This window comes from Leeuwenhoekiella sp. H156 (assembly GCF_052218455.1).
Classification (GTDB): domain Bacteria; phylum Bacteroidota; class Bacteroidia; order Flavobacteriales; family Flavobacteriaceae; genus Leeuwenhoekiella; species Leeuwenhoekiella parthenopeia.
Window position 1 is genome coordinate 1,093,819 of record NZ_CP197499.1, and the last position, 22,111, is coordinate 1,115,929.

Annotated in this window: 14 protein-coding genes; 6 read left to right on the forward strand and 8 right to left on the reverse strand. The window is 41.7% G+C overall.

The annotated features are described in order from the left end of the window. Positions 1–60 precede the first annotated feature (60 nt). The 4 genes from ACSSS3_RS04650 to ACSSS3_RS04665 all read right to left on the reverse strand — a co-directional run bounded on the left by ACSSS3_RS04650 (position 61) and on the right by ACSSS3_RS04665 (position 4,355). Positions 61–1,035, reverse strand: coding sequence for a deoxyhypusine synthase family protein (locus tag ACSSS3_RS04650; RefSeq protein ID WP_442846606.1), 975 nt, complete (start codon positions 1,033–1,035; stop codon positions 61–63). Next, positions 1,025–1,969, reverse strand: a complete 945-nt coding sequence (speB, locus tag ACSSS3_RS04655; RefSeq protein WP_442846607.1) for an agmatinase — start codon at positions 1,967–1,969, stop codon at positions 1,025–1,027. The genes ACSSS3_RS04650 and speB overlap by 11 nt, the downstream gene beginning before the upstream one ends. After that, a complete protein-coding gene (locus ACSSS3_RS04660; protein ID WP_442846608.1) occupies positions 1,956–3,356 on the reverse strand; it encodes an arginine decarboxylase in 1,401 nt (466 codons plus the stop codon). Before ACSSS3_RS04660 ends, speB begins: the two co-directional genes overlap by 14 nt. Positions 3,357–3,500: 144 nt before the next feature. Beyond that, the gene (locus ACSSS3_RS04665; RefSeq protein WP_442846609.1) at positions 3,501–4,355 is read right to left on the reverse strand and encodes a pseudouridine synthase; all 855 of its coding nucleotides are present in this window, start codon (positions 4,353–4,355) and stop codon (positions 3,501–3,503) included. 373 nt (positions 4,356–4,728) lie between these two features. Here ACSSS3_RS04665 and ACSSS3_RS04670 point away from each other — a divergent pair, with 373 nt between their 5' ends. Beyond that, entirely contained in the window at positions 4,729–5,073 is a 345-nt protein-coding gene (locus ACSSS3_RS04670) for a hypothetical protein (RefSeq protein ID WP_442846610.1), read from the forward strand. A 50-nt stretch (positions 5,074–5,123) separates the two neighbouring features. On the opposite strand, the gene ACSSS3_RS04675 is transcribed toward ACSSS3_RS04670, so the two are convergent. The 3 genes from ACSSS3_RS04675 to ACSSS3_RS04685 form a co-directional block, all read right to left on the reverse strand. Next, positions 5,124–6,035: a geranylgeranylglycerol-phosphate geranylgeranyltransferase gene (locus tag ACSSS3_RS04675; protein WP_228229983.1), complete on the reverse strand. Its 912-nt coding sequence runs from the start codon at positions 6,033–6,035 to the stop codon at positions 5,124–5,126. A 64-nt stretch (positions 6,036–6,099) separates the two neighbouring features. Then, positions 6,100–7,038 (reverse strand): mevalonate kinase family protein, encoded by a 939-nt coding sequence (locus tag ACSSS3_RS04680; RefSeq protein ID WP_228229984.1) that lies wholly within the window; start codon positions 7,036–7,038, stop codon positions 6,100–6,102. Between the two features lie 28 nt (positions 7,039–7,066). Beyond that, positions 7,067–8,149, reverse strand: a complete 1,083-nt coding sequence (locus tag ACSSS3_RS04685) for a diphosphomevalonate/mevalonate 3,5-bisphosphate decarboxylase family protein (RefSeq protein WP_442846611.1) — start codon at positions 8,147–8,149, stop codon at positions 7,067–7,069. A 102-nt stretch (positions 8,150–8,251) separates the two neighbouring features. Here ACSSS3_RS04685 and ACSSS3_RS04690 point away from each other — a divergent pair, with 102 nt between their 5' ends. Beyond that, a complete protein-coding gene (locus tag ACSSS3_RS04690) occupies positions 8,252–8,728 on the forward strand; it encodes a TspO/MBR family protein (protein WP_228229986.1) in 477 nt (158 codons plus the stop codon). On the opposite strand, the gene ACSSS3_RS04695 is transcribed toward ACSSS3_RS04690, so the two are convergent. Next, positions 8,721–9,992 (reverse strand): NAD(P)/FAD-dependent oxidoreductase, encoded by a 1,272-nt coding sequence (locus tag ACSSS3_RS04695; RefSeq protein WP_442846612.1) that lies wholly within the window; start codon positions 9,990–9,992, stop codon positions 8,721–8,723. The genes ACSSS3_RS04690 and ACSSS3_RS04695 overlap by 8 nt on opposite strands. Before the next feature lie 482 nt (positions 9,993–10,474). Between ACSSS3_RS04695 and ACSSS3_RS04700 the strand changes: the two genes are divergently transcribed. From ACSSS3_RS04700 to ACSSS3_RS04715, 4 genes are all read left to right on the forward strand, one after another. Beyond that, positions 10,475–13,561: a SusC/RagA family TonB-linked outer membrane protein gene (locus ACSSS3_RS04700; protein ID WP_442846613.1), complete on the forward strand. Its 3,087-nt coding sequence runs from the start codon at positions 10,475–10,477 to the stop codon at positions 13,559–13,561. Between the two features lie 19 nt (positions 13,562–13,580). Next, the gene (locus ACSSS3_RS04705; protein ID WP_442846614.1) at positions 13,581–15,203 is read left to right on the forward strand and encodes a RagB/SusD family nutrient uptake outer membrane protein; all 1,623 of its coding nucleotides are present in this window, start codon (positions 13,581–13,583) and stop codon (positions 15,201–15,203) included. A 257-nt stretch (positions 15,204–15,460) separates the two neighbouring features. Continuing rightward, complete coding sequence (locus ACSSS3_RS04710; RefSeq protein ID WP_442846615.1) at positions 15,461–18,664, forward strand: VCBS repeat-containing protein; 3,204 nt, start codon at positions 15,461–15,463, stop codon at positions 18,662–18,664. A gap of 75 nt (positions 18,665–18,739) precedes the next feature. Continuing rightward, positions 18,740–22,090: an FG-GAP-like repeat-containing protein gene (locus ACSSS3_RS04715; protein WP_442846616.1), complete on the forward strand. Its 3,351-nt coding sequence runs from the start codon at positions 18,740–18,742 to the stop codon at positions 22,088–22,090. Positions 22,091–22,111: the final 21 nt, after the last annotated feature.

The window sequence follows — 22,111 nt, forward strand, 5'->3', positions numbered from 1 at the left end:
CAGAAAAAAGCCTCATAAACACGAGGCTTATGAGGCTTTAAATCTTTTAGCAGATTTGCTTTACATATCAAGCAAATACGCAAAAACAAGAGGAGCAACTATGGTTGCATCACTCTCTATAATAAATTTTGGAGTATTGATATCCAGTTTACCCCAGGTAATTTTTTCATTAGGAACTGCTCCGGAATACGAACCGTAACTGGTTGTTGAGTCTGAAATCTGACAGAAATAACTCCAGAAAGGCGTGTCTCCTCGTTCCATATCCTGATACAGCATAGGCACCACACAGATTGGGAAATCCCCTGCGATACCACCACCTATCTGGAAGAATCCAATTCCGTTCTCGCTGTTATTTGTGTACCAGTCTGCAAGGAAGGTCATATACTCAATACCCGACTTCATCGTAGATGCTTTAAGCTCTCCTTTCAACACATAGGAAGCAAAGATGTTACCCATCGTACTATCTTCCCATCCCGGGCAGATAATAGGCAGGTTTTTCTCGGCTGCTGCGTACATCCAGGAATCCTTCAGGTCGATCTCGTAGTATTCTTCAAGCACTCCGCTCAACAACATTTTATACATGAATTCGTGCGGCAGATAACGCTCACCGGCATCATCAGCATCTTTCCAAATTTTGAAAATATGTTGTTGCAGTCTGCGGAAGGCTTCCTCCTCAGGAATACAGGTATCGGTCACCCGATTAAGACCTTTTTCTAAAAGATCCCACTCTTCCTGCGGCGTTAAATCACGGTAGTTAGGCACGCGCTTGTAGTGCGAATGCGCCACAAGGTTCATGATGTCTTCCTCAAGGTTTGCACCGGTACAGGAAATGATTTGCACTTTATCCTGACGGATCATTTCGGCAAAAATCTTACCCAACTCTGCGGTACTCATTGCACCTGCAAGAGAAACGAGCATTTTGGCCCCGTTCTCCAGTTGTGCTTCATAGGCTTTTGCAGCGTCTACAACCGAAGCTGCATTGAAGTGTAAATAGTATTTTTCTATAAATTGAGAGATTGCTCCCTTAGTCTTCATCGTCATCTAAATCGAATTTATTGACACCGCCTTTTCCAGTTTTTGCGGTATACGTGTTATCATATTCTTCTTCTGCGTCTTCTCCTTCAAACTTATAGCTCAACATCTTGTAATAAAGTTTTGCTGCTAAAAAGTCTGAAGATTTATCATTAGGATTAGGGCAAAGCTCCATAATATCAAAACCTACCACATTGCACTCTGCGAAAACGCGTTTCAGGAAGTCCATAGTCTCGTACCAGAACAATCCGCCCGGCTCAGGAGTTCCTGTTGAAGGCATGATTGAAGGGTCAAGACCGTCCAGATCAAAGGTTATAAATACATTTTCGGTACACAGATCTATTACATTATCTAACCAGTACTCGTCCTGAACCATTTGGTGAGCAAAAAAGGTTTTATCCTCATCCATTACGGTTTTTTCAAGCACATCCATACTGCGAATGCCTACCTGAATCAAATTGGTATTCTGGCTGGCTTCATACATCGCACAGGCGTGATTGCATTTGCTGCCCATATATTCTTCACGCAGATCGGCATGCGCATCGATCTGGATTACGGTAAGGTTGTCATAGAGCTCATTAAATGCTCTAATGGCACCTATAGAAACCGAATGTTCACCTCCAAAAAGGGTGACAAATTTATTGCGCTTTATGAAGTCTTTTGTGGTCTTATGAACTTCGGCAACCATGGCTTCGGGTGAGCTGTTTTGAGTAATCGCCGGAGCCAAATAAATGCCCTGTTTAAAAACCTCGGTATCGGTCTCGATATCGTAGGTTTCCATGTTCTCAGAGGCTTCCAGAAAAGCTTGCGGTCCTTTGTCAGCTCCCTTACCCCAGGTGCTGGTACCGTCATAAGGCACAGGGATCAATACAATCTTTGAAGTCTCAAGCTTGGCAAACTCATCAGGAATGCCGGCATAATTTTTAGTTGTACTCATAACCTAAAATCTTAAGCAGTTGTTCTGCCTTTTGTTGTTCATTAAATATACGGGTTGTTAAGTTACCATTTTCATCCCTATCTATCAGAATGTGTTTAGGCTGAGGGATTAAACAGTGTTGTAAACCTCCATAACCACCTATGGTTTCCTGATAGGCACCGGTGTTAAAGAAGCCTATGTATAAAGGTTTGTCTTTTTTATAGCGCGGCAGGTAAATCGCGTTACTGTGCTGCTCGCTGTTGTAGTAATCATCGCTGTCGCAGGTGAGACCGCCCAGAAGCACGCGCTCATACTCATCGTCCCAACGATTGATAGGCAACATGATAAAACGCTTACTAATCGCCCAGGTATCGGGCAAGGTGGTTATGAATGAGGAGTTGATCATATTCCACTTCTCACGGTCGTTTTGTTGCTTTTGGTACAATACTTCGTAAATAGCACCACCACTCTCTCCAACGGTAAAGCTTCCAAACTCGGTAAAGATATTGGGAACAGGCACTTCGGCCTCATCGCAGGTTATTTTAATCTGATTGATGATTTCATCTACCATATAGGCATAATCATAATCGAAAGCCAGCGAATTTTTGATAGGAAAGCCTCCTCCAATGTTCAGGCTGTCAAGCGTGGGGCAAATCTTTTTAAGCCTGATGTAGACTTTAAGACATTTGTTGAGCTCATTCCAATAATAGGCATTATCACGTATGCCGGTGTTGATGAAGAAATGCAGCATTTTAAGCTCAACCTGATCGTTGTTTTTAATCTGGTCTTCGTAAAACGGAACAATGTTCTTGTAACCTATACCAAGTCGTGACGTATAGAATTCAAACTTAGGCTCCTCTTCTGAAGCGATACGGATTCCTATTCTAAAATCACCTTTAATGCTCTCTGTAAGGAGATTGATTTCCTCATAATTATCTATGATAGGAATACAGTTCTGATGCCCGCCATTGACGAGATCTGCGATATTATCTATGTATTGATCGCGTTTAAAACCGTTACAAATTACATAGGTATCGTTTCCGATTTTACCGTTATCCTTCAGTTTATTGACAATATTGATATCAAAAGCAGAAGAGGTCTCGATATGTATATCATTTTTAAGCGCTTCGTCAAGCACATGCTTAAAATGAGAACTTTTGGTACAATAACAATAATTATAAGTTCCCTTATAATTATGCTTGGCTATTGCATCTGCAAACCAGGTTTTTGCCCTGTTGATATTATCTGATATTTTAGGAAGGTAACTGAACTTTAACGGAGCTCCATATTTTTCTACCAGCTCCATCAGATTGATGTCGTGAAACTCAAGCTGATTGTTTTCAAGTTTAAAATCTTCCTGTGGAAAGTAAAACGATTGATCTATAAGATCGATGTACTTAGTATTCATTAATTGATTATGAAATTGAAAAATAAAAAAAGAAAATGATATAGCGCAAACTCATTTTATTAAGGTATTGTGAAAGAATGAATTCTTTCACAAATAAAGGTTTAAACGCGGTATTTTTAGGTGTCAACTTAATAAACGGAAAGCTTAAAGCATCATCAGGTTGTTAATTTCCTGCTGACTCAGGTGTTTATATTTACCTCTTGGCAGGTCTTTTTTGGTTAAAGGCCCCAGTGTAACACAGTCAACACGAACCACCTGATACTCCAAATGTTCAAAAATGGTACGAATTATTCCGCTGCCGATGTTGCGAATTTTGAGTCCTATTTCTTTTTTAGGCGCTCCATCTACATAGCTAATATCTTCTACCTCATATTTTTTTCCCTGAACCGTAAGCCCTTTTTTGATTTTTTCTAAATCTTCGGCTTTAAGGTTTTTATCTAATTCTATATGAAAAAGGCGCGGCATCCCCACTTTAGAGTTGGTAAGCTTTTGCATCATTTTGTCATCATTGGTAAAAAGAATAAGGCCTGTAGCATTGCGCCCCAATCTTCCCACCGGCTGAATACGTGATTTTGTGGCAGGTGCCACGAGATCCATCACGGTCATCCCTTTAGAATTGCTGGTGGTTACCGAAAAACCTTTGGGTTTATTCAGTAATACATAAGCTTTAGCTTCCGGATTTATGCGACGCCCGTCGAAACGCACATCATCATCAAGATTGACTTTATATCCCATCTCATTGATGATTTCGCCATTAACAGAGACCTGCCCGGTAGAAATATACATATCAGCCTCCCGGCGTGAGCATATACCGCTGTTGGCAATATATTTATTGAGTCTGATTCCTCCTTTATTTGGGTTAGGTGTAGCATTACGGCTTGCCTGAGGCGCTGCCTTCTGTATAGGTGCATTGCCTCGCGCCTGACTTTTACCTTTAGAATTATTAGTACCGCGACCAGACGCTTTTCCGCCCTTGTTCCTTTCCTGATGTCTGCTCATAGTTAAAATTTTGGGCAAAGATACATATTTAATAAAGCATTTGGCATCCAAGCACAGACACCTCTGCATACTTTTGCGTCATCTGTCGCTCATCCCAACGTAACCTCTGCTTTACGTAAGAGCGAATTGGCTTTATTAAAAACAAATTGATCCGTATCTAGGACCAAATCCTAACTATCAAAAACTCATAAAGTCAACTAAAACTGAAACAAAAAGCCGGGAGTTCCTGAAGAATTTACAATTGTTTATAAATCGTTACGCCTGCTTCATTTTACGCTTTAACCCCTTTTTAAACACAATTACATAATCTGAAAATCAGCCCGGAGACGCCTGAGCCCAATATCTTTGACCTGTAATCGAAAACTAAAAAGCCATGAAAAAAGCAATCATTATTCTAAGCCTTTTGTTTGTATCAAGTTTTAATGCTTTACAAGCAGCAACAGATCCTAAGCCCGCAACAGAGAGCCAAAAAATACGGGAAAAGATCATTGAGTTATTAGGCGTGCCACAAATCGAGTTTGAAGAAGAACTTATTGAAAACACCATTCATTTTATGATCACACAAAAAGGCACTGTAATTGTCCTGGATGTAAAAACGAAAAATGAGGTAATGGAGAAGTATATTAAAGACCGGTTAAATTATAAGTCCTGTGGCTCTGATTTGACCAAAATGCGTTTTTACAGCTTTACCTATAAAGTGAAGAAACCCGAAGCATAACTAAACTACTTTTTGAATTTAGCCACAGCCATCTCAACGATGGCTTTTTTTTATATAAATCGCTTGATTATAAGTCCCGGATCTATGAGTAAAATACTAAAAACCCCCAGAACCAAAATCAATTTCAGGATATTATGCAGCAACACATAATGGGGTTTTGCCTTTGATTGCCAGAGCCAAAATAGAAAAGTCACCAAAAGCACCAGACTGCCGTAGAAATAATAATTCATGAGGCCCACATCAAACTTGTTGATCAAAAAATACGTGGGTATAACGGTAAGACCGCCCAGGAGGGTGATTAAAGATTTTGCACAACGTTCCCCATAAGCCACCGGAATGGTATGATAGCCCAGTGCCAGATCGCCTTTTAAATTTTCAAGGTCTTTCACCAGTTCGCGTATCATAATGATAAGACCCAAAAATGTTGCGTGAACAAAGATTACGGTTTCAAAATTTCGGTAGTAAATAAACACCGCAAAGAAAGGGATAAGTGCGAGCGATGCAGAAACCAAATTGCCTAAAAAAGCGATTTTCTTCAGTTTATGGGAATAAAACCAAATCCCGAAAATATATCCCGAAAAAAACAACACCGCAAAAAAGGAAACATAACTGGCTACTATAATCGCCAAAAAGTTAAGCACAAAATAAAGGGTCAATATTTTTTTTTGGCTCACTAAATGATCTAATCGGGTTTTATGAGGCCTGTTGATCAAATCTTTTTCACTGTCATAAAAACTGTTTATGATATACCCACCGGCAATGACTAAAGCTGTGGCCAGAACAATCAAAAAAAGATTTAGATCAAAAATAACAGCCTTAAGCGGAAGGTCTGGAGAAAGAATAAACAGGGACGCCAGATATTGAGCGATTACTATAATGAGAATATTATAGCCGCGTACAACCGAAAACAAACTCAGGAATTTTAAAAGTAAGAGTTTGTTTTTACGGCTTAGGTGTGACATAGTAGTGTAATTACACCTTCAGATCTGAAGGAATTGAGCGAGCCGGAAAATTCAGCAACCGAATCTAAAAATTGTAAACCACTTCCAGCTTATACTCTTTTAGGGCTTCGCGTGCCTTGTCAATATCTTCGGTAAAACCCAAAATATAACCACCACCACCCGAGCCGCAAAGTTTCAGGTAATAGTCGTTTGTATCCAGACCCTGTTTCCACAAGTCGTGAAAACTGGCAGGAATCATAGGCTTAAAGTTACGCAACACGGTTTTTGACAGTTGTTTTACATTTCCGAATAACGACTTAACATCGCCCTTAAGAAAATCTTCAACGCAGGCATCGGTATGTTTTACAAACTGATTTTTTATCATTTTCCGGAAACCTTCCTGCTTCATATTTTCCATGAAAATCTGTACCATAGGAGCTGTCTCGCCTACGCTTCCGCTGTCCAATAAAAATACGGCCCCTTTGCCATCAAGGGTTTGTGAAGGTATGCCGGCAGGCTCTATATCGTCTTTACTGTTTATTAAAATAGGAAGGCTCAGATAACTGTTTAGCGGGTCAAGACCTGAAGATTTACCGTGAAAGAAGGACTCCATTTCGCCAAAAACAGCTTTAAGTTTCAGCAATTTTTCGCGGGTTAGATTTTCAAGAACCGTAATCTTATCAAAAGCATATTTATCGTAAATAGAGGCAACGAGCGCTCCGCTGCTACCTACCCCATATCCCTGCGGAATGGTTGAATCAAAATACATTCCCGCAGCTATGTCTTTCTTAAGTTCTGCCAGATCAAAACGCACCAATTCGGGTTTCTCCTGCTCAAGAGTTGCCAGATAATCTGCAAAGCGAGCCAGACTTCTGTTTGAAGCCTTTGCGGCCTCGTCCGGATTTTCATCAACCTTTAAGGCTCCATTATAAAAGTTATAAGGTATTGACAAACCCTTAGAGTTTTTGATGATGCCATACTCACCAAACAATAAAATCTTTGAATAAAATAAAGGTCCTTTCATCGAGCTTAACAGATTAATACAGGCAAAGTTACAATTTTAAAGCACCATTGCCCACGGTGTCAAAAATATAACGATTATCCTGACAATACGTGCTTAATTCAGTTTTAACAAAATCTTGTACATCTTCGTGGTATTCCTGCGGGAATAAAACGTGAACATTAGCCCCGGCATCAAGCGTAAAACAAACCGGAATTTTAGTTTCCCTGCGGTATTGCCAAAGGTTTTCAATAATTTTTAACGTATTGGGTTTCATTAAAATGAAATACGGATTACTCGTAAGCATCATGGCGTGAAGCGTTAAGGCTTCACTCTCAACAATATTTATGAATTGGTCTAAATCCCCACTTTCCAAAACCGGGATGAGACTCGAAAGGTTTTCAATAGCCTGACTAAAACGACTGGGAGCATAGGCGTGATTATGCATCAGATTATGGCCTACGGTACTACTCACCTGCTTTTCACCCTGATCAACCAGCAAAATAGCATCCTGATAATTATCAAACACCGGGTTAACCTGATAGGGATATTCTATTCCATAAATATCGCTGCTACCCTTAATCTCGGGATGCTCACCCCAAACAACCAAAGGTCCTTTCAGAGAGCGGCAACCACTTCCGGAACCCAAACGGGCTATAAACGAAGCTTTTTGATCAAAAGCCTTTTGACTCATCTGCGGATTCATTTCCCGTTCCATCTCCATCAAACAAAGCGCCAGAGCGCTAAAACCACTCGCCGATGATGCGATGCCCGAGCTGTGCGGAAAACTATTACTGGTATCTACTGTAAAAGCATAATCCTTTATGAAGGGCAAATATTCGGCCACGCGACCAAAAAATTGATGAATTTTAGGTTCAAACCCCGGTTTGTGCTTACCGTCAAGAATAACCTTTACCTCGTAATCATCTTTATGCTGAGTACGCTCGTTCCAGCTCAGGGTGGTGGTTGTCCTGCACGTATTAAGGGTAAAACTTATAGAAGGATTCTTTGGTATTTGCAAACCGTGTTTCCCCCAGTATTTAATAAGGGCAATATTGCTGGGAGACTGATAGCTAACCGACTGCATCTGAAGTACACCATCAGATTTGACGGGTAAAAATTTTGTAATTGTCATACTGCAAATATAAAGCCTCTGTCAACTTTTGAAAGTATCTTACTCAATTTTAAAGCTCTTAAACTTGCAATTATTTCATAAATTGGGCTCAAGCTACTAACCATGGCAACCAGAAAAACGTTACATATATTAATTCCCATCGCAATCTGCCTGCTGGTGGCCTTTCTGGCTGCCATTGCAACGCAGACCAGTGTGAATACGTGGTACGTAACGCTCGAAAAGCCGTTCTTTACGCCACCATCCTGGCTTTTTGCACCGGTATGGATTGTGTTGTACGTATTAATGGGAATTGCTGCCGGACTGGTTTGGGACAGGGGCTTCTATCACAAATGGGTGAAAACCGCTTTGTATCATTTTGGTTTTCAGCTCATTTTAAATGCCTCCTGGTCTATTTTCTTTTTTGGCGGGCGATTAATACTACCGGCATTACTTATAATTGTAACACTTTTTATCGTGTTACTCTTTACGTACAAATGGTTTAAAGTTGTAAATCCTGTTGCTGCTTACCTGCTTATACCCTATATAATTTGGGTGGGATTTGCTACAGCCCTCAATTTTGAAATCTGGAGACTCAATTAGTTTCAACATCTACCAACTTGCCGGCTATGTCCCGCGCAGCAATAAAACCACCGGTCCATGCATTTTGAAAATTAAAGCCTCCGGTTACAGCATCAATATTCAAAACTTCTCCTACAAGATAAAGACCTTCAAACTTTTTAGACTCATAAGTCCTAAAATCAACTTCCTTAAGATCAATCCCTCCGGCTGTCACAAATTCTTCTTTAAAAGTACTTTTTCCGCTTACGCGAAAAATTCCGGAACACAATTGCTCAGAGAGGGCTGAAATTTCAGCTGAAGTAAGATCGGCCCATTTTTGCGTTTCCGAAATACCTGCAGCTGTCATCAATCGTTGCCAAAGACGTTTAGGCAAATTAAATGGAGTGTATTTAAACAAGTTTTGCTTTGCAAGTTCCAGGCGATAGCGGTTTAACAAATCAAAAACCTGTTGTTTTGAAAAATCGGGCAGCCAGTTAATTTTAATCTTAAATTCATAATTTAAATTTTTAAGGCTACGCGCGCCCCAGGCAGAAAGCTTCAAAATACCGGGACCACTAAGCCCCCAGTGTGTGACAAGAACAGGACCCCGGGCACCTTCCTTACCTACGGCAGAATTTTCTACATCCAAATACTTTTCATCCAAATCAAGTAGAGAAACAACCGCATCTGTACTTAGTCCGGCAAGATCTTTTATACGTGTATCCGTTATATTAAACGTAAATAAGGAAGGAACCTGAGGTACAATATCAAAACCCATAACGCCAAGCATTTGAAGTATTTTAGGATTGCTTCCGGTAGCCACGATTACGACCCGCGCCTCAAAAGATTGATTTTTTGTCGTTACCCTCCATAACAGGCCCTGCTTTTCGATTTTTAAAACAGTGGCCTTTTTAAAAATAGTAATACCCAATTGCTCAGCCTGATTCAGAAAACAATCAATTACAGTTTGTGAGCTGTTAGATACCGGAAAAACGCGTCCGTCATCTTCAATCTTAAGATCAACTCCGAGATTTTCAAACCATTGCATCGTATCTCCCGTCATAAAAGAATGAAAGGGCCCTAACAGTTCGCGCTTGCCCCGCGGATAATATTCGGTAAGGGGTTTCGGCTCAAAAACTGCGTGGGTGAGGTTACAGCGCCCTCCTCCGGAGATCCGCACTTTTTCTAAAACTTCGGCTCCGCGTTCTAAAATGGCAACAGATAAATCGGGTCTTAATTGGGAACAATTAATTGCGGAAAAAAAACCTGCCGCTCCTCCTCCAAGTACAAGTACATCAACTTTCATAATGCAAATATAGTCTGCTAAAAACGAATGTAAGTTTTACATTAAAACAGAAAAAATACTTAATCGATTTAGGCTCTTTATCTATAAAGGTTTCTTGATTTTCTAAATGCTCAAAAATCGCAAATCTGACGTTTTATGCTTTTTGTTAGCGTCCGATTTATCATTTTAAGTCGAAAATTCATAAAATTTAACATTTTTAAGATAAAAATATTAGCCTTTTTGAAGCTTGAAGACCAACACGGTCATTTTCAACCTATTCCAAAAAGCTTTGAATTTTTGATAAAATTATAAGTATATTTTATCAACTTATTAATTTATCAATAAAAAAATGTCGATAAACGTATAATTTACATTTTTCATTACGATATCGATTTCGTTACTTAAACGTTGTAGTGCCCATTTTTAAATAATTATTTATATAAATTTGATCACCAAGAAACACTTTTGGAAAACCAAATAATTCAATTAAAAATTTCAAACTTATGAAGCATGTAATACTTAGAGGTATGTTGTTTTTAGCTTCGCTTTTACTGGCAGGTATGGCGAATGCACAAACAGTATCCGGGACAGTATCGGAGCCTAACGGCCCATTACCAGGTGCTAACGTCCTTGTTAAGGGAACCACCAATGGTACTACAACAGATTTTGACGGTAACTATACTTTAAATAATGTTCCCTCAAATGCAACACTTGTTTTCAGTTACGTAGGTTTTGCACAGCAGGAAGTTGCTGTTAACGGAAGATCTACCGTAAATGTAACACTAGAAGAAGATGCTGCGGCTCTTGAGGAAGTGGTGGTAATTGGTTACGGTACTACGACCGTACGTGATGCAACCGGTTCTGTTTCTTCGGTCACCGCAGAAGAGTTTAATCAGGGTGCTATCGCATCTCCGGAACAACTTATTCAAGGTAAAACTGCGGGGGTCAACATTTCTCAAAATAGTGGTGAGCCAGGAGCTGGTAATAATATTCGTATCCGTGGTTCCAACTCTATTCGCTCGAACAACAATCCTCTTTTCGTAGTGGATGGTATTCCACTTTCCGGTGAGTCAACAACACCATCAGGAGGTGATATCATCAATGGTGCTAATGCTACAAGAAACCCGTTAAACTTTATCAACCCTAACGATATCGAGAGCATTTCTATCTTAAAGGATGCTTCTGCTACAGCAATCTACGGTTCTCGTGGTGCTAATGGGGTTGTAATTGTAACCACAAAAAGCGGTCGCGGTGCACAGGGAGGTGTGTTCGAATTTTCTTCAAACATGAGTTTTTCTGCTCCTGCTCAAAACTATGACTTATTTAATGCTCAACAATTCCTTGCAAATACTGAAGAGTTAAGAGGGCAGGATATTGCTAATGATTTGGACTTTGGTTTTAATACAGATTGGCAGGATTATATAACCCGTTCAACAATATCTACAAACAACAACCTATCTTATTCGAATAACTACAACTCAGGTAATATACGTGCAACCGTAAGTTATGGTAATATAGAAGGGGTTATCCAAAACTCTTCTCAAGAGCGTATCACTACGCGTCTTAACGCCAATCAGCGTTTCTTTGATGATAAATTAAGTTTTGCGTTGCAGGCATCGTATTCACGTGTAAATGATGAGGCACCACCTATTAGTGGGCAGGGTGGAGCCAGTGGTAACCTTATTGGTGCTGCTTACTCAGCTAACCCTACCTGGCCGGCTGACCCTGAGTTCTTTTTTGCAGGAAACCTTTTGAACCCCGCAAACTATTTGAACAACTACAATGCAAATACAAATACCAACAGGTATTTAATCAATTTATCTACAGAATATAAATTTACTGATGCCATTACCGGTAAAGTAAGTTTAGGTTATGATAACTCAGACGCTGAGGCACAAGCTTCGGTATCTCCGAACATCAATAACTTTAACCGTGTAACTGATAATGGGCAGGCATCTTTCAATACACTGGAGAACACCAGCAAATTATTAGAAGCAACCCTTCGTTATGCTAAAGAATTTGACAATTTCAAAATTGATGCACTTGCAGGGTATTCATTTCAGGATTTCAGACGTCAGGGATTCAATGCGCAAGGTTATGGTTCGCCTGTAACAAATCTGTTAGATATGCAGGATGCTCTTAGAGGTGCTGTAAGTGATCTTCGCGGAAGAATCAATGTACCTTATCAACAATTTGGTTATGACAGTAATGGTGCTAATTCATTCTTAAATTCTCTTGTACCTTTTGACGACAGCGGTGTATTACCATCTTTTACCGGAGTTTATGAATCTCTTTGGTTAGACACTTTTGATAACACAGACGAATTACAATCCTATTTTGCTCGATTACAGTTTACATTTTCTGAAAAATATCTACTTACAGCCACAATGAGAGCTGATGGTTCTTCTCGTTTTGGAGAAAACAATAAATATGGATATTTCCCTTCTGCTGCATTCGCTTGGCAATTGGGTGATGAAGATTTTATAGGCGATGCATTCTCAACCCTTAAATTAAGAGTTGGTGCAGGTTCTACCGGTAACCAGGAAGGTTTAGGTTATGCTCAGTATTTAAACAGACAGCGCTTTGGAGGTCCTGGTATTACTGATGATGGTACTGTTAACAGACCAGGTCTCGAAACTGTTGCGGTACAAAACCCTGATCTTAAATGGGAATCAACAATAGACCTAAACTTTGGTATTGATTTTGGATTTAATAATGACCGTTTTAATGGATCACTTGACCTTTATCGCAAAGCCACAAGAGACTTACTTTTTAGATCACCAGCTCCTGCTCCTGCATTTGATCCGTTCCGATTTGTTAACCTTGAAGATGGAGAAGTAATAAATAAAGGTGTGGAATTAGCTCTTAACTACGATCTTATTCAGACTGAAGATGTAAACTTCTCAGCTTCTTTCAATATTTCTTACAACCATAACGAGGTAACGGGATTAAATGGTGCTGTTGCAAATTTTGGTGAAGTAAATGGACCTGGTCTTACCGGGGCGTTTGTTCAAAGACTTGGTGAAGGCAGATCCTTATTCTCCTACTATATGGCTGAATATGCAGAAGATGCTAGTGGTAATCCTGATTTCTCTGCAGATGACAAAGTATTTGTTGGCAAAGATGCATTACCAGACTGGAACACCGGTTTGTCTCTTAACCTGAGCGTTAAAAACTGGGATTTTTCTACGTTCTTTACCGGTCAGTTCGGTTTTTATGTGTACAACAACACTGCAAACGCATTCTTAAACAGACCTACATTCTTAACTTCAAGAAACAGTACATCTGATGGTTTGGCTTTGGTTTCACAGGAAGTTTCTACTCTCTATTTAGAGAGCGGAGATTTTGTACGACTTCAAAACGCTTCTGTAGGTTACAACATTCCTATGCGTGAGGGCTCTGCAATTCAATCGATGCGCGTAAATGTAACTGGTCAAAACTTATTACTGATCACGGGGTATAGTGGTTTGGATCCTGAAGTTTCCTCTTCAACCGGTGACTTTGGTAGTGGTATTCCTAGTGCAGGTATTGACTATACGTCATTCCCAAGACCTACTACAGTTACAGTTGGCTTAAATGCAAGATTTTAATCTTAAAAAAATTGATAAAATGAAAAGACTAAACAAATTTAAATTGGTTTTTCTCAGTGTCCTAACGGTTACAGCTTTTAGTGCCTGTACCGATCTAGAAATTGAGGAGACAGATTCAATACTTACTGACGGTTTTACTGGTATTCCTACAGCTGAGGAAGCGGCTAGTACCGTTAGTGGTATGTACAATAATATTAGAGGATATGTTGGTGATCAGGCAAACCTGTATGCTCTTAGTGAAGTTACTACCGATGCTCAATTAGTACCTACCCGAGGATCTGACTGGGGGGATAACGGAATCTGGAGGCAGCTTCACCAGCACACCTGGACTGCAGACCATCAATATATCAGAACCGTATTCGATCAGTGGAACGAGTTGCAATTGACCGCAAGTACAGTACTTGACGAACGCTCTGCTTCTTCATCTGATTCAAGGGCACAAGCCTCTTTCTTAAGAGCTTTAGGTATGTTTGTGATATTAGATAATTTCGGTCAGGTTCCGTACAGAGATACCACAGCCGATCCACGTGAAAATCCCGAAGTTCTTACCGGTGCAGATGCAGTAGCTTTTATCGCTTCTGATTTACAAAATGCTATTTCAGGCTTACCGAGTTCTTCTGCAGGAGACGACAACCCACGCGCAACACAAGCAGCGGCTCGTTATCTATTGGCTAAACTTCATTTGAATAGACATATATATGAAGGAACAGGAAGTCCTGCTGCTTCAGATATGAATGAAGTGATTTCTTTAGTTGAAGAAATTGAAGAAGATGGATACGCATTGCACGATGGCTACTTTGAACTATTTGAGCCTACAGCTGATACTGAAACCATCTGGTATATCAACACCTCTACCGGTAACCGTATCTGGAATACGCTGCACTATAACTTCACCCACCCTGATAACACAGGTGGTGGTTGGAATGGTTTTGCCACACTTGCTGAATATTACGATCTTTTTGAAGGTCCCGCTAACAGTAACAACCCAGGTGAAGGACAGGAAGAGCGCAGAGGTTATGTGGCACAACGTGGTGTAGCTTTTACTGGACAGGAATTTATGACTGACGCTGATAACGATGGCTTTGCTGATGCTTCAAACGTTGGTTATGGATTCTTAATTGGCCAGCAATACTCCCTAAATGGAAACCCGCTTACAGATAGAGGTAATGTGCCCTTACAATTTAAACGTGATTTTGTTGACGCCAGTACCGGCCAACCTAGTCTTGTAGAAAACGGCGAGCAAACGGGGATTCGTGTAATTAAATACAACCCGAGAAACGGTGCCTTTAGAGAGCACGAAATTTTCTTCCGTTATTCTGATGCTTATTTGATGAAAATTGAGGCCATTCACAATGGTGGAACCAGTTCAGATAATGCATTAACTCTTATGAATGCGTTGAGAACATTAAGAGATGCAACCCCTTTAACAAGTTTAACCGATCAGGATATTATTGATGAAAGAGGACGTGAGTTATATTGTGAATTTTGGAGACGTAATGACTTGATTCGTTTTGGTCAATACACCAAAGACTGGGCGTTTAAAGATCCTTCTGCAGTAGGTAATACAGACAAGAATTTGTTCCCAATACCTAACACTCAGGTTATTCTCAACCCTAATTTAGTTCAAAACCCGGGCTACTAATTTCTAGAATTTGCCAAATATGAAAAGAGGGTCATTTTTTAAATGATCCTCTTTTTAAATTTAAGAACGCACGTATTTAGAGTAGCAAACACATTTAAAGAATACGTATTAAGTCATTCCAGCCTTTTAAAATTGGGCACATTGTGCCTATATTTCCCCAAATTTTAGAACAAGTCTTCATGTCCCGAAGTTGTCTTTCTTTATTAATTGCTCTGTTGCTAGTAGCATCCTGTACAAAACAAAGCCGAGAGTCTGTTATGCTGACGGCTCTTGAAGATACCGGCATTGATTTTAGCAATGACCTGACCACTACAACGCAACTCAACATTCTCAATTACCTGTACTTCTACAATGGCGCCGGTACCGCAATTGCAGATTTTAATAATGACGGACTGCAAGACATTTACTTTACCGGAAATCTGGTTAACGATAAGCTCTATCTCAATCAGGGCAACTTAAAATTTAAAGACATCAGCAAAGAAGCCGGAATAATCAACAACACCTGGAACACCGGTGTTACCACAGTCGACATCAATGCAGACGGTCTCCCCGATATTTATGTGTGTACGGTAAGTGGACATCTGGATCTTCAAGGTCGCAACAAACTGTATGTCAATCAGGGCGTAAAAAACGGAGTTCCTAGCTTCAAAGAAGCTGCCGCAGATTACGGTCTCGACTATGCAGGGCTTTCAACTCAAGCTGCTTTCTTTGACTACGATCTTGACGGAGATCTCGATATGTACCTGCTCAACCACTCGGTTCATCCCAATTCAAACTACGGCCGGGCAGCAATACGCACGGTTTCAGACAGCCTGCGCGGCGATAAACTCTTCCAAAACAACAACGGCTATTTTACAGATGTTACTTCTGCCGCCGGGATTTTAAGCAGCAAAATAGGCTACGGCCTTGGGGTTTCGGTATCTGATTTAAACAATGACAACTACCCGGATCTCTATATTGCCAATGACTTCTTTGAAAACGACTACGTTTATCTCAACAATCAGGATGGAAGCTTTAAAGAGGTGAATACTTCCGCGAATTTGTTAGGACACACGTCCCACTTTTCAATGGGAAGCGCTATCGCTGATCTCAACAACGATAGCCATCCCGATATTTTGAGCCTTGATATGTTACCCGAAGATCTCGAAGTATTGAAAGCATCGGGAACCGAATACACCTACCCCATCTATCAAAATCAATTGCGCAACGGTTACGATTATCAGTTTATGCAAAATGCGTTGCAACTCAATCTGGGCAACAACCGCTTTGCCGAAACCGCCTTTCAAAGCGGTATCGCAGCAACCGAATGGTCGTGGAGTCCGCTGGCGGCTGATTTTGACAACGACGGCTTTAAAGATTTATACATTGCCAACGGGATTCTGGGCGCAACCAACGATATGGACTTCGTGAGTTTTATCTCAAACGAATCCATTCAAAAGCGATTGGGCAAAAACATGTCTGAAGCCGAACTCGAATTCATCAAGCAATTACCGCAAACCCACGTGCCCAATTACGCCTACAAAAACAACGCTGACGGCACCTTTACCGATGTGACCCAAAGCTGGACTGCAAACACCCCCTCGTTTAGCAACGGAGCTTCGTATGCCGATCTGGATAATGACGGAGACCTCGATATAGTGGTGAATAACATCAACGCCAAAGCTTTTATCCTGGAGAATAAAACCACAAACCCCGGGATTCAGATTCAGTTTAAGGGTGAAAAAGAAAACACCTTCGGAATCGGAGCAAAACTCACCGCCTTCTCTGGCGATACCATTCAGTTTTTTGAGAATTATACCACAATCGGGTTTATGTCTGCCGTACCGCCTTCGGTAGTAATCGGTTTGGGTAAAGCTTCCCAAATTGACTCAATTCAGGTCCTTTGGCCTTCCGGGAAAACCCAGTCTTTGAAAAACATCAAAACCGGTTTGATTTTAGAAGAAAAAAATGCTCAGGTAAAACCCCTGACAAGAACTTTGATAAAGCCCGAAATCAACTGGATTCAGGATTCTCTGAACCTCAATTTCACGCATAAAGACGGTTCTTCCATCGAATTTAGCCGCGACCCGCTCGTGCCTTACGCCGGCACTAATACGGGTCCGCAAATTGAACAGGCAGATTTTAACCAGGACGGATTGGATGACCTTATTATTCTCGGTGCCAAAGCTCAAAAAACGTCACTTTTCCTTCAAAATAAAGACGGAAGCTTTACAGAGTCTTTTTTACCCGAAGCCGATGACGATGCCATCAACGAGGATACTGCGGTGGCGATTTTTGATGCAGACGGAAACGGCACTCCCGACATTGTCATCGCCAGCGGTGGCAACGAGTTCACCCAGGGAAAAGCACTTACTCCCCGCCTCTACCTCAACACAAACGGAAGCTTCCGGAAGGTGCAAAACGCATTTGAAGGCATTAATCTTAACGCTTCTCAGATAAAGGCGGTAGATCTCAATGCAGATGGAAGTCTCGATCTTTCGATTACAGCTGACCTGGTTCCGCAGGAATTTGGAGCCCCACCCAAACAGTACCTGTTGAAAAACGACGGCTCCGGTAATTTTACAGCCATTACCTCAAGCTATGCTCCCGAATTTGAAAGCATCGGCAACGTAAAAGACATCATTTGGGCAGACCTCGATCAAAATGGTTATCCCGACGCTATCGTATGCGGCCATTGGATGCCGATTTCCATCTTTACTAATGACGGAAAGCAATTAAAACCGGTGGATTCGGAAAGTTTGCAAGACACAAACGGACTTTGGAACAGCCTCCAGATCGCCGATTTTGACGGAGACGGAGATCTGGATATCGTTGCCGGAAACTGGGGCCTGAATACCCGCCTTAATGCTTCGGTTGAAGAGCCGCTGAACCTGTACCGTTTCGATTTTGACGCTAACGGAAAAATTGATCCGGTGACTACTTATTTTTATAAAGGAACCGAAACGGTTTTGGCTACTAAAGACGAACTCGTAAAACAGCTGCCTTACCTCAACAAGCGTTTTCTGAGTTATAAAGCTTTCGCGAAAGCGAGCATCACTGATTTACTTTCCGCAGAGAAACTGAAAAAAGCCGAAAAAAAACAGGTATTTACTCTCGCAAGTACGTATTTTGAAAACACCGGTAATTTCAGTTTTAAAGCACATCAGCTTCCTTTTATGGCTCAAATTACCAGCGTAAAAAACATCGTGGCTTACGATTTTAATGAAGACGGACGTGAAGATCTGCTTTTGCTGGGAAACGATAGTGAAATCAGCACCCAACTGGGCAGACTCGACGCTTCTCACGGTGTATTTTTACTCAATAAAGGCACAACATTTGAGTACGCAGATGCACCGAAAATTAACATTACCGGAGCGGTGCGCAGCAGTGCATTTTTTAATTTAAACAGCGAACCCTATCTTATTTTGGGGCGCAACAACGACAAACCTATTTTTATAAAAAAGCCCAAAATGGGCTTGTAATAATTAATATCCGAAAACCTGATTATAGCATAGCGCACCTGTGCTTAAAAAATATAATTGATGAAAAATGTGTTTATGAATAGCTTAAAGCAAATTACCTTTTTCGGCTTATGCCTTCTTTTTGCAGCCTGCGGCAAAGACAGTTCAGAAACCCAGGAAACCGGGCCTCAGGAACCCAAACTTTTTAGTCTTTTGGGTCCTGAAACCACAGGTATCGATTTTGTAAATGCCATCCAGAACGAAAAAGATTTCAATATTTTCAAATACCGCAATTTCTACAACGGCGGTGGCGTGGCTATTGGCGATATCAATAACGACGGACTTGCAGACATCTATTTGACTGCCAATATGGGCCAAAACAAACTCTACCTCAACAAGGGCGATTTCAAGTTTGAAGACATTACCGAAAAAGCCGGTGTAGCTGGTGATAAACCCTGGTCTACCGGTGTGGTGATGGCCGATGTAAATGCAGACGGCCTGCTTGATATTTACGTTAGCAACGCAGGGAATATGGAAGGCGACAACCACGATAACGACCTGTACATCAACAACGGAGACCTTACTTTTACCGAAAAAGCAGAACAATACAATCTTGCAAAAACCGGCTTCTCCACTCAAGCAAGCTTTTTTGACTACGATAAAGACGGCGATCTCGACGTGTATATCCTAAACAACAGCAACGTGCCTGTAAGTGGTTTGGGCTATGCCGAGCAACGCGATACCCGTGCTGAAAACTGGGAAAACGTACCCGATATCTTTAAAGGTGTGGGCGATCTCTTGATGCGTAACGACGGGGATACCTTTACCGATGTGAGCGAAGAAGCAGGTATTTACGGCAGTCTTATTGGCTTTGGCCTGGGCGTGATGGTCACAGACATCAACAACGACCTCTGGCCCGACATCTACATTTCAAACGACTTTTACGAGCGTGATTACCTGTACATCAACCAGCAGGATGGTACATTTAGCGAAGAGATTAAAGACTGGACCTCGCATCTGTCGCTTTCGGCGATGGGCGTTGACATCTCAGACGTCAACAACGATGGCTTGCAGGATATTTTTATCACCGATATGCTTCCGGAGCCGGAAGAGCGCGTAAAATCGGTGATGGAATTTGATAGCTACAACGTCTACAAACTCAAGCAGAGCAAAGACTTCTACCAGCAATTTATTCAGAATACCTTACAGATCAACAACGGTAACGGCAGCTTTTCGGAAACCGCTTATTACAGTGGCGTTGATGCGACCGACTGGAGCTGGGCAGGCTTGCTGGTTGACCTGGACAACGACGGCTACCGCGATATTTACGTCACAAACGGCATCAATCACGATCTGACTGATCTGGATTTCGTTGATTTTTTCGCTAACGAAATCATTCAAAAAATGGCTTTAACCGGCAAACGCCAGGCTATTGATTCCATCATCAATAAAATGCCGAAAAAGCCTTTGGTGAATGCGGTTTACCGAAACAAAAAAGACCTGAAATTTGAAAATGCAGCCACGCTTTGGGGACTTGACCAGCCGGGTATGTCAAACGGTTCGGCCTACGGGGACCTTGATAATGACGGCGATCTGGACCTCGTGGTTAATAATGTGAATATGCAGGCTTTTGTGTACCGCAATGAGGCCGAAGAGCAAACCCAAAACCGCTACCTCAACATCAGCCTTAAAGGCGGCGAGAAGAATCCGTTTGCCGTGGGTGCTTCGGTGCGCCTGTATTTTGACAATCAGCAGATTTATCAGGAGCTGTATCCCGTGCGTGGTTTTCAGTCTTCTATGGATTATGAGATGACCATAGGTCTGGGGCAAACGCAAAAGCTCGACTCGCTACGCGTACTTTGGCCAAACGACAAAACCCAATTGCTTACAGACGTGGCCACCAATCAAACCCTAAACCTCAATCAGGCAGAAGCCACCGAAACTTTTGTTCCGCGTAAGCAAAACGCAGGACCTCAATTGCTCACTGAAATTAGCAATAAGAACCTTAAAGCCAATCCAGAGAACGCCTACAACGACTTTGATTATGAAGGTTTGATCGCCAAAAAACTTTCGCAGGAAGGCCCGGCTCTTGCCGTGGGTGACGTAAATGGAGATGGAAACGACGATGTTTTTGTGGGTGCCCCAAGCGGAAGCGTGGCTACACTCTATCTGCATTCCGGTGACGGAAAACTGACTCCTAAAAATCAGGCTGTTTTTACGGCTGACGAAAATTTTGAAGACACCGCCGCAGCGCTTTTTGATGCAGACGGTGACGGAGACCTCGATTTGTTGGTAGCTTCGGGCGGAAACGAGGTAGATAAAAAAGAACTCTTCCAACCCCGATTATACCTCAACGACGGCAAAGGGAATTTCACCAAATCCCCCAACGAACTGCCTTCGGCCTTTCAAAATATGAGCGTGGTAGCGCCAAATGATTTTGACGGTGACGGCGATATCGATGTGTTTATCGGTTCGCGCAGCGTAGTGGGCGTTTACGGGGTTGATCCGCAGCAGTTGTTCTTAGAAAATACCGGCAACGGCATTTTTGTAGATGCGACTGAGCGTCTGGCATACGATCTCAAAGATGCCGGAATGGTCACCGATGCCCTTTGGCTTGATATTGATGGCAACGGTTTTGACGATCTGATCACCGTTTCCGAATGGGGCACGCCACACATTTACCGCAATTCGGGCCGCAGACTTTCCGAAAAAGAAAGTAACCTGAGCGATAAAACCGGCTGGTGGAATACCCTTGCGGCAACCGATATTGACAACGACGGCGATATGGATCTGGTTTTGGGTAACGAGGGCGAAAACCTGCATTACCTGCCCACGGTTGAAAACCCGATGGTGATGTACATCAACGATTTTGACAACAACGGCACCATCGAGCAAATCACCACGATGCGTAAAAACGGAAAGGATTATCCGCTGCATCAGAAGAAAGAGATCACGGCGCAAATGACTTCGCTTAAAAAGCAAAACCTGAAAGCTTCAGACTACGCGAGGCGTTTTATTGACGAGATCGTTTCGCCAGAGAGCCTTAAAAACGCGATTAAAAAGGAAGTGAGCTACTCCCAATCGGTGATCGCAATTAATGACGGCAAGGGGAATTTCAGCTTTAAAGCCCTGCCTTACCAGACGCAACTGTCCTGCGTGTGTGATATTTTGGCTACAGATTTAAATAAAGACGGCCTTGCAGACCTCATTATGGCGGGCAACAATTTTGAATTTAAACCGCAATATTCGCAGCTGGATGCCAACTATGGCAACGTATTGCTCAACACCGGCGGCGATAATTTTGATTGGCAGAATTACAGCAAAAGCGGATTCTTTGTAAAAGATGAAGTGAAGCAACTGGCGACTTTTAGCGATAAAAACGGAAACACCTTTGTCATCGCTGCCATAAACGATAAAAAACCGAAGATTTTTGAACTCAATAACTAAAATAAGCCTGCTGGCCCTGCT

Excerpts from the sequence above, each read along its gene's own strand:
- ACSSS3_RS04685 (WP_442846611.1), bottom strand. The coding sequence starts at position 8,149 with ATGACAATTACAAAATTTTTACCCGTCAAATCTGATGGTGTACTTCAG.
- ACSSS3_RS04710 (WP_442846615.1), top strand. The coding sequence starts at position 15,461 with ATGCTGACGGCTCTTGAAGATACCGGCATTGATTTTAGCAATGACCTG.
- ACSSS3_RS04695 (WP_442846612.1), bottom strand. The coding sequence starts at position 9,992 with ATGAAAGTTGATGTACTTGTACTTGGAGGAGGAGCGGCAGGTTTTTTT.
- ACSSS3_RS04700 (WP_442846613.1), top strand. The coding sequence starts at position 10,475 with ATGAAGCATGTAATACTTAGAGGTATGTTGTTTTTAGCTTCGCTTTTA.
- ACSSS3_RS04680 (WP_228229984.1), bottom strand. The coding sequence starts at position 7,038 with ATGAAAGGACCTTTATTTTATTCAAAGATTTTATTGTTTGGTGAGTAT.
- ACSSS3_RS04650 (WP_442846606.1), bottom strand. The coding sequence starts at position 1,035 with ATGAAGACTAAGGGAGCAATCTCTCAATTTATAGAAAAATACTATTTA.
- ACSSS3_RS04675 (WP_228229983.1), bottom strand. The coding sequence starts at position 6,035 with ATGTCACACCTAAGCCGTAAAAACAAACTCTTACTTTTAAAATTCCTG.
- ACSSS3_RS04670 (WP_442846610.1), top strand. The coding sequence starts at position 4,729 with ATGAAAAAAGCAATCATTATTCTAAGCCTTTTGTTTGTATCAAGTTTT.
- ACSSS3_RS04665 (WP_442846609.1), bottom strand. The coding sequence starts at position 4,355 with ATGAGCAGACATCAGGAAAGGAACAAGGGCGGAAAAGCGTCTGGTCGC.
- ACSSS3_RS04705 (WP_442846614.1), top strand. The coding sequence starts at position 13,581 with ATGAAAAGACTAAACAAATTTAAATTGGTTTTTCTCAGTGTCCTAACG.
- speB (WP_442846607.1), bottom strand. The coding sequence starts at position 1,969 with ATGAGTACAACTAAAAATTATGCCGGCATTCCTGATGAGTTTGCCAAG.
- ACSSS3_RS04660 (WP_442846608.1), bottom strand. The coding sequence starts at position 3,356 with ATGAATACTAAGTACATCGATCTTATAGATCAATCGTTTTACTTTCCA.
- ACSSS3_RS04715 (WP_442846616.1), top strand. The coding sequence starts at position 18,740 with ATGAATAGCTTAAAGCAAATTACCTTTTTCGGCTTATGCCTTCTTTTT.
- ACSSS3_RS04690 (WP_228229986.1), top strand. The coding sequence starts at position 8,252 with ATGGCAACCAGAAAAACGTTACATATATTAATTCCCATCGCAATCTGC.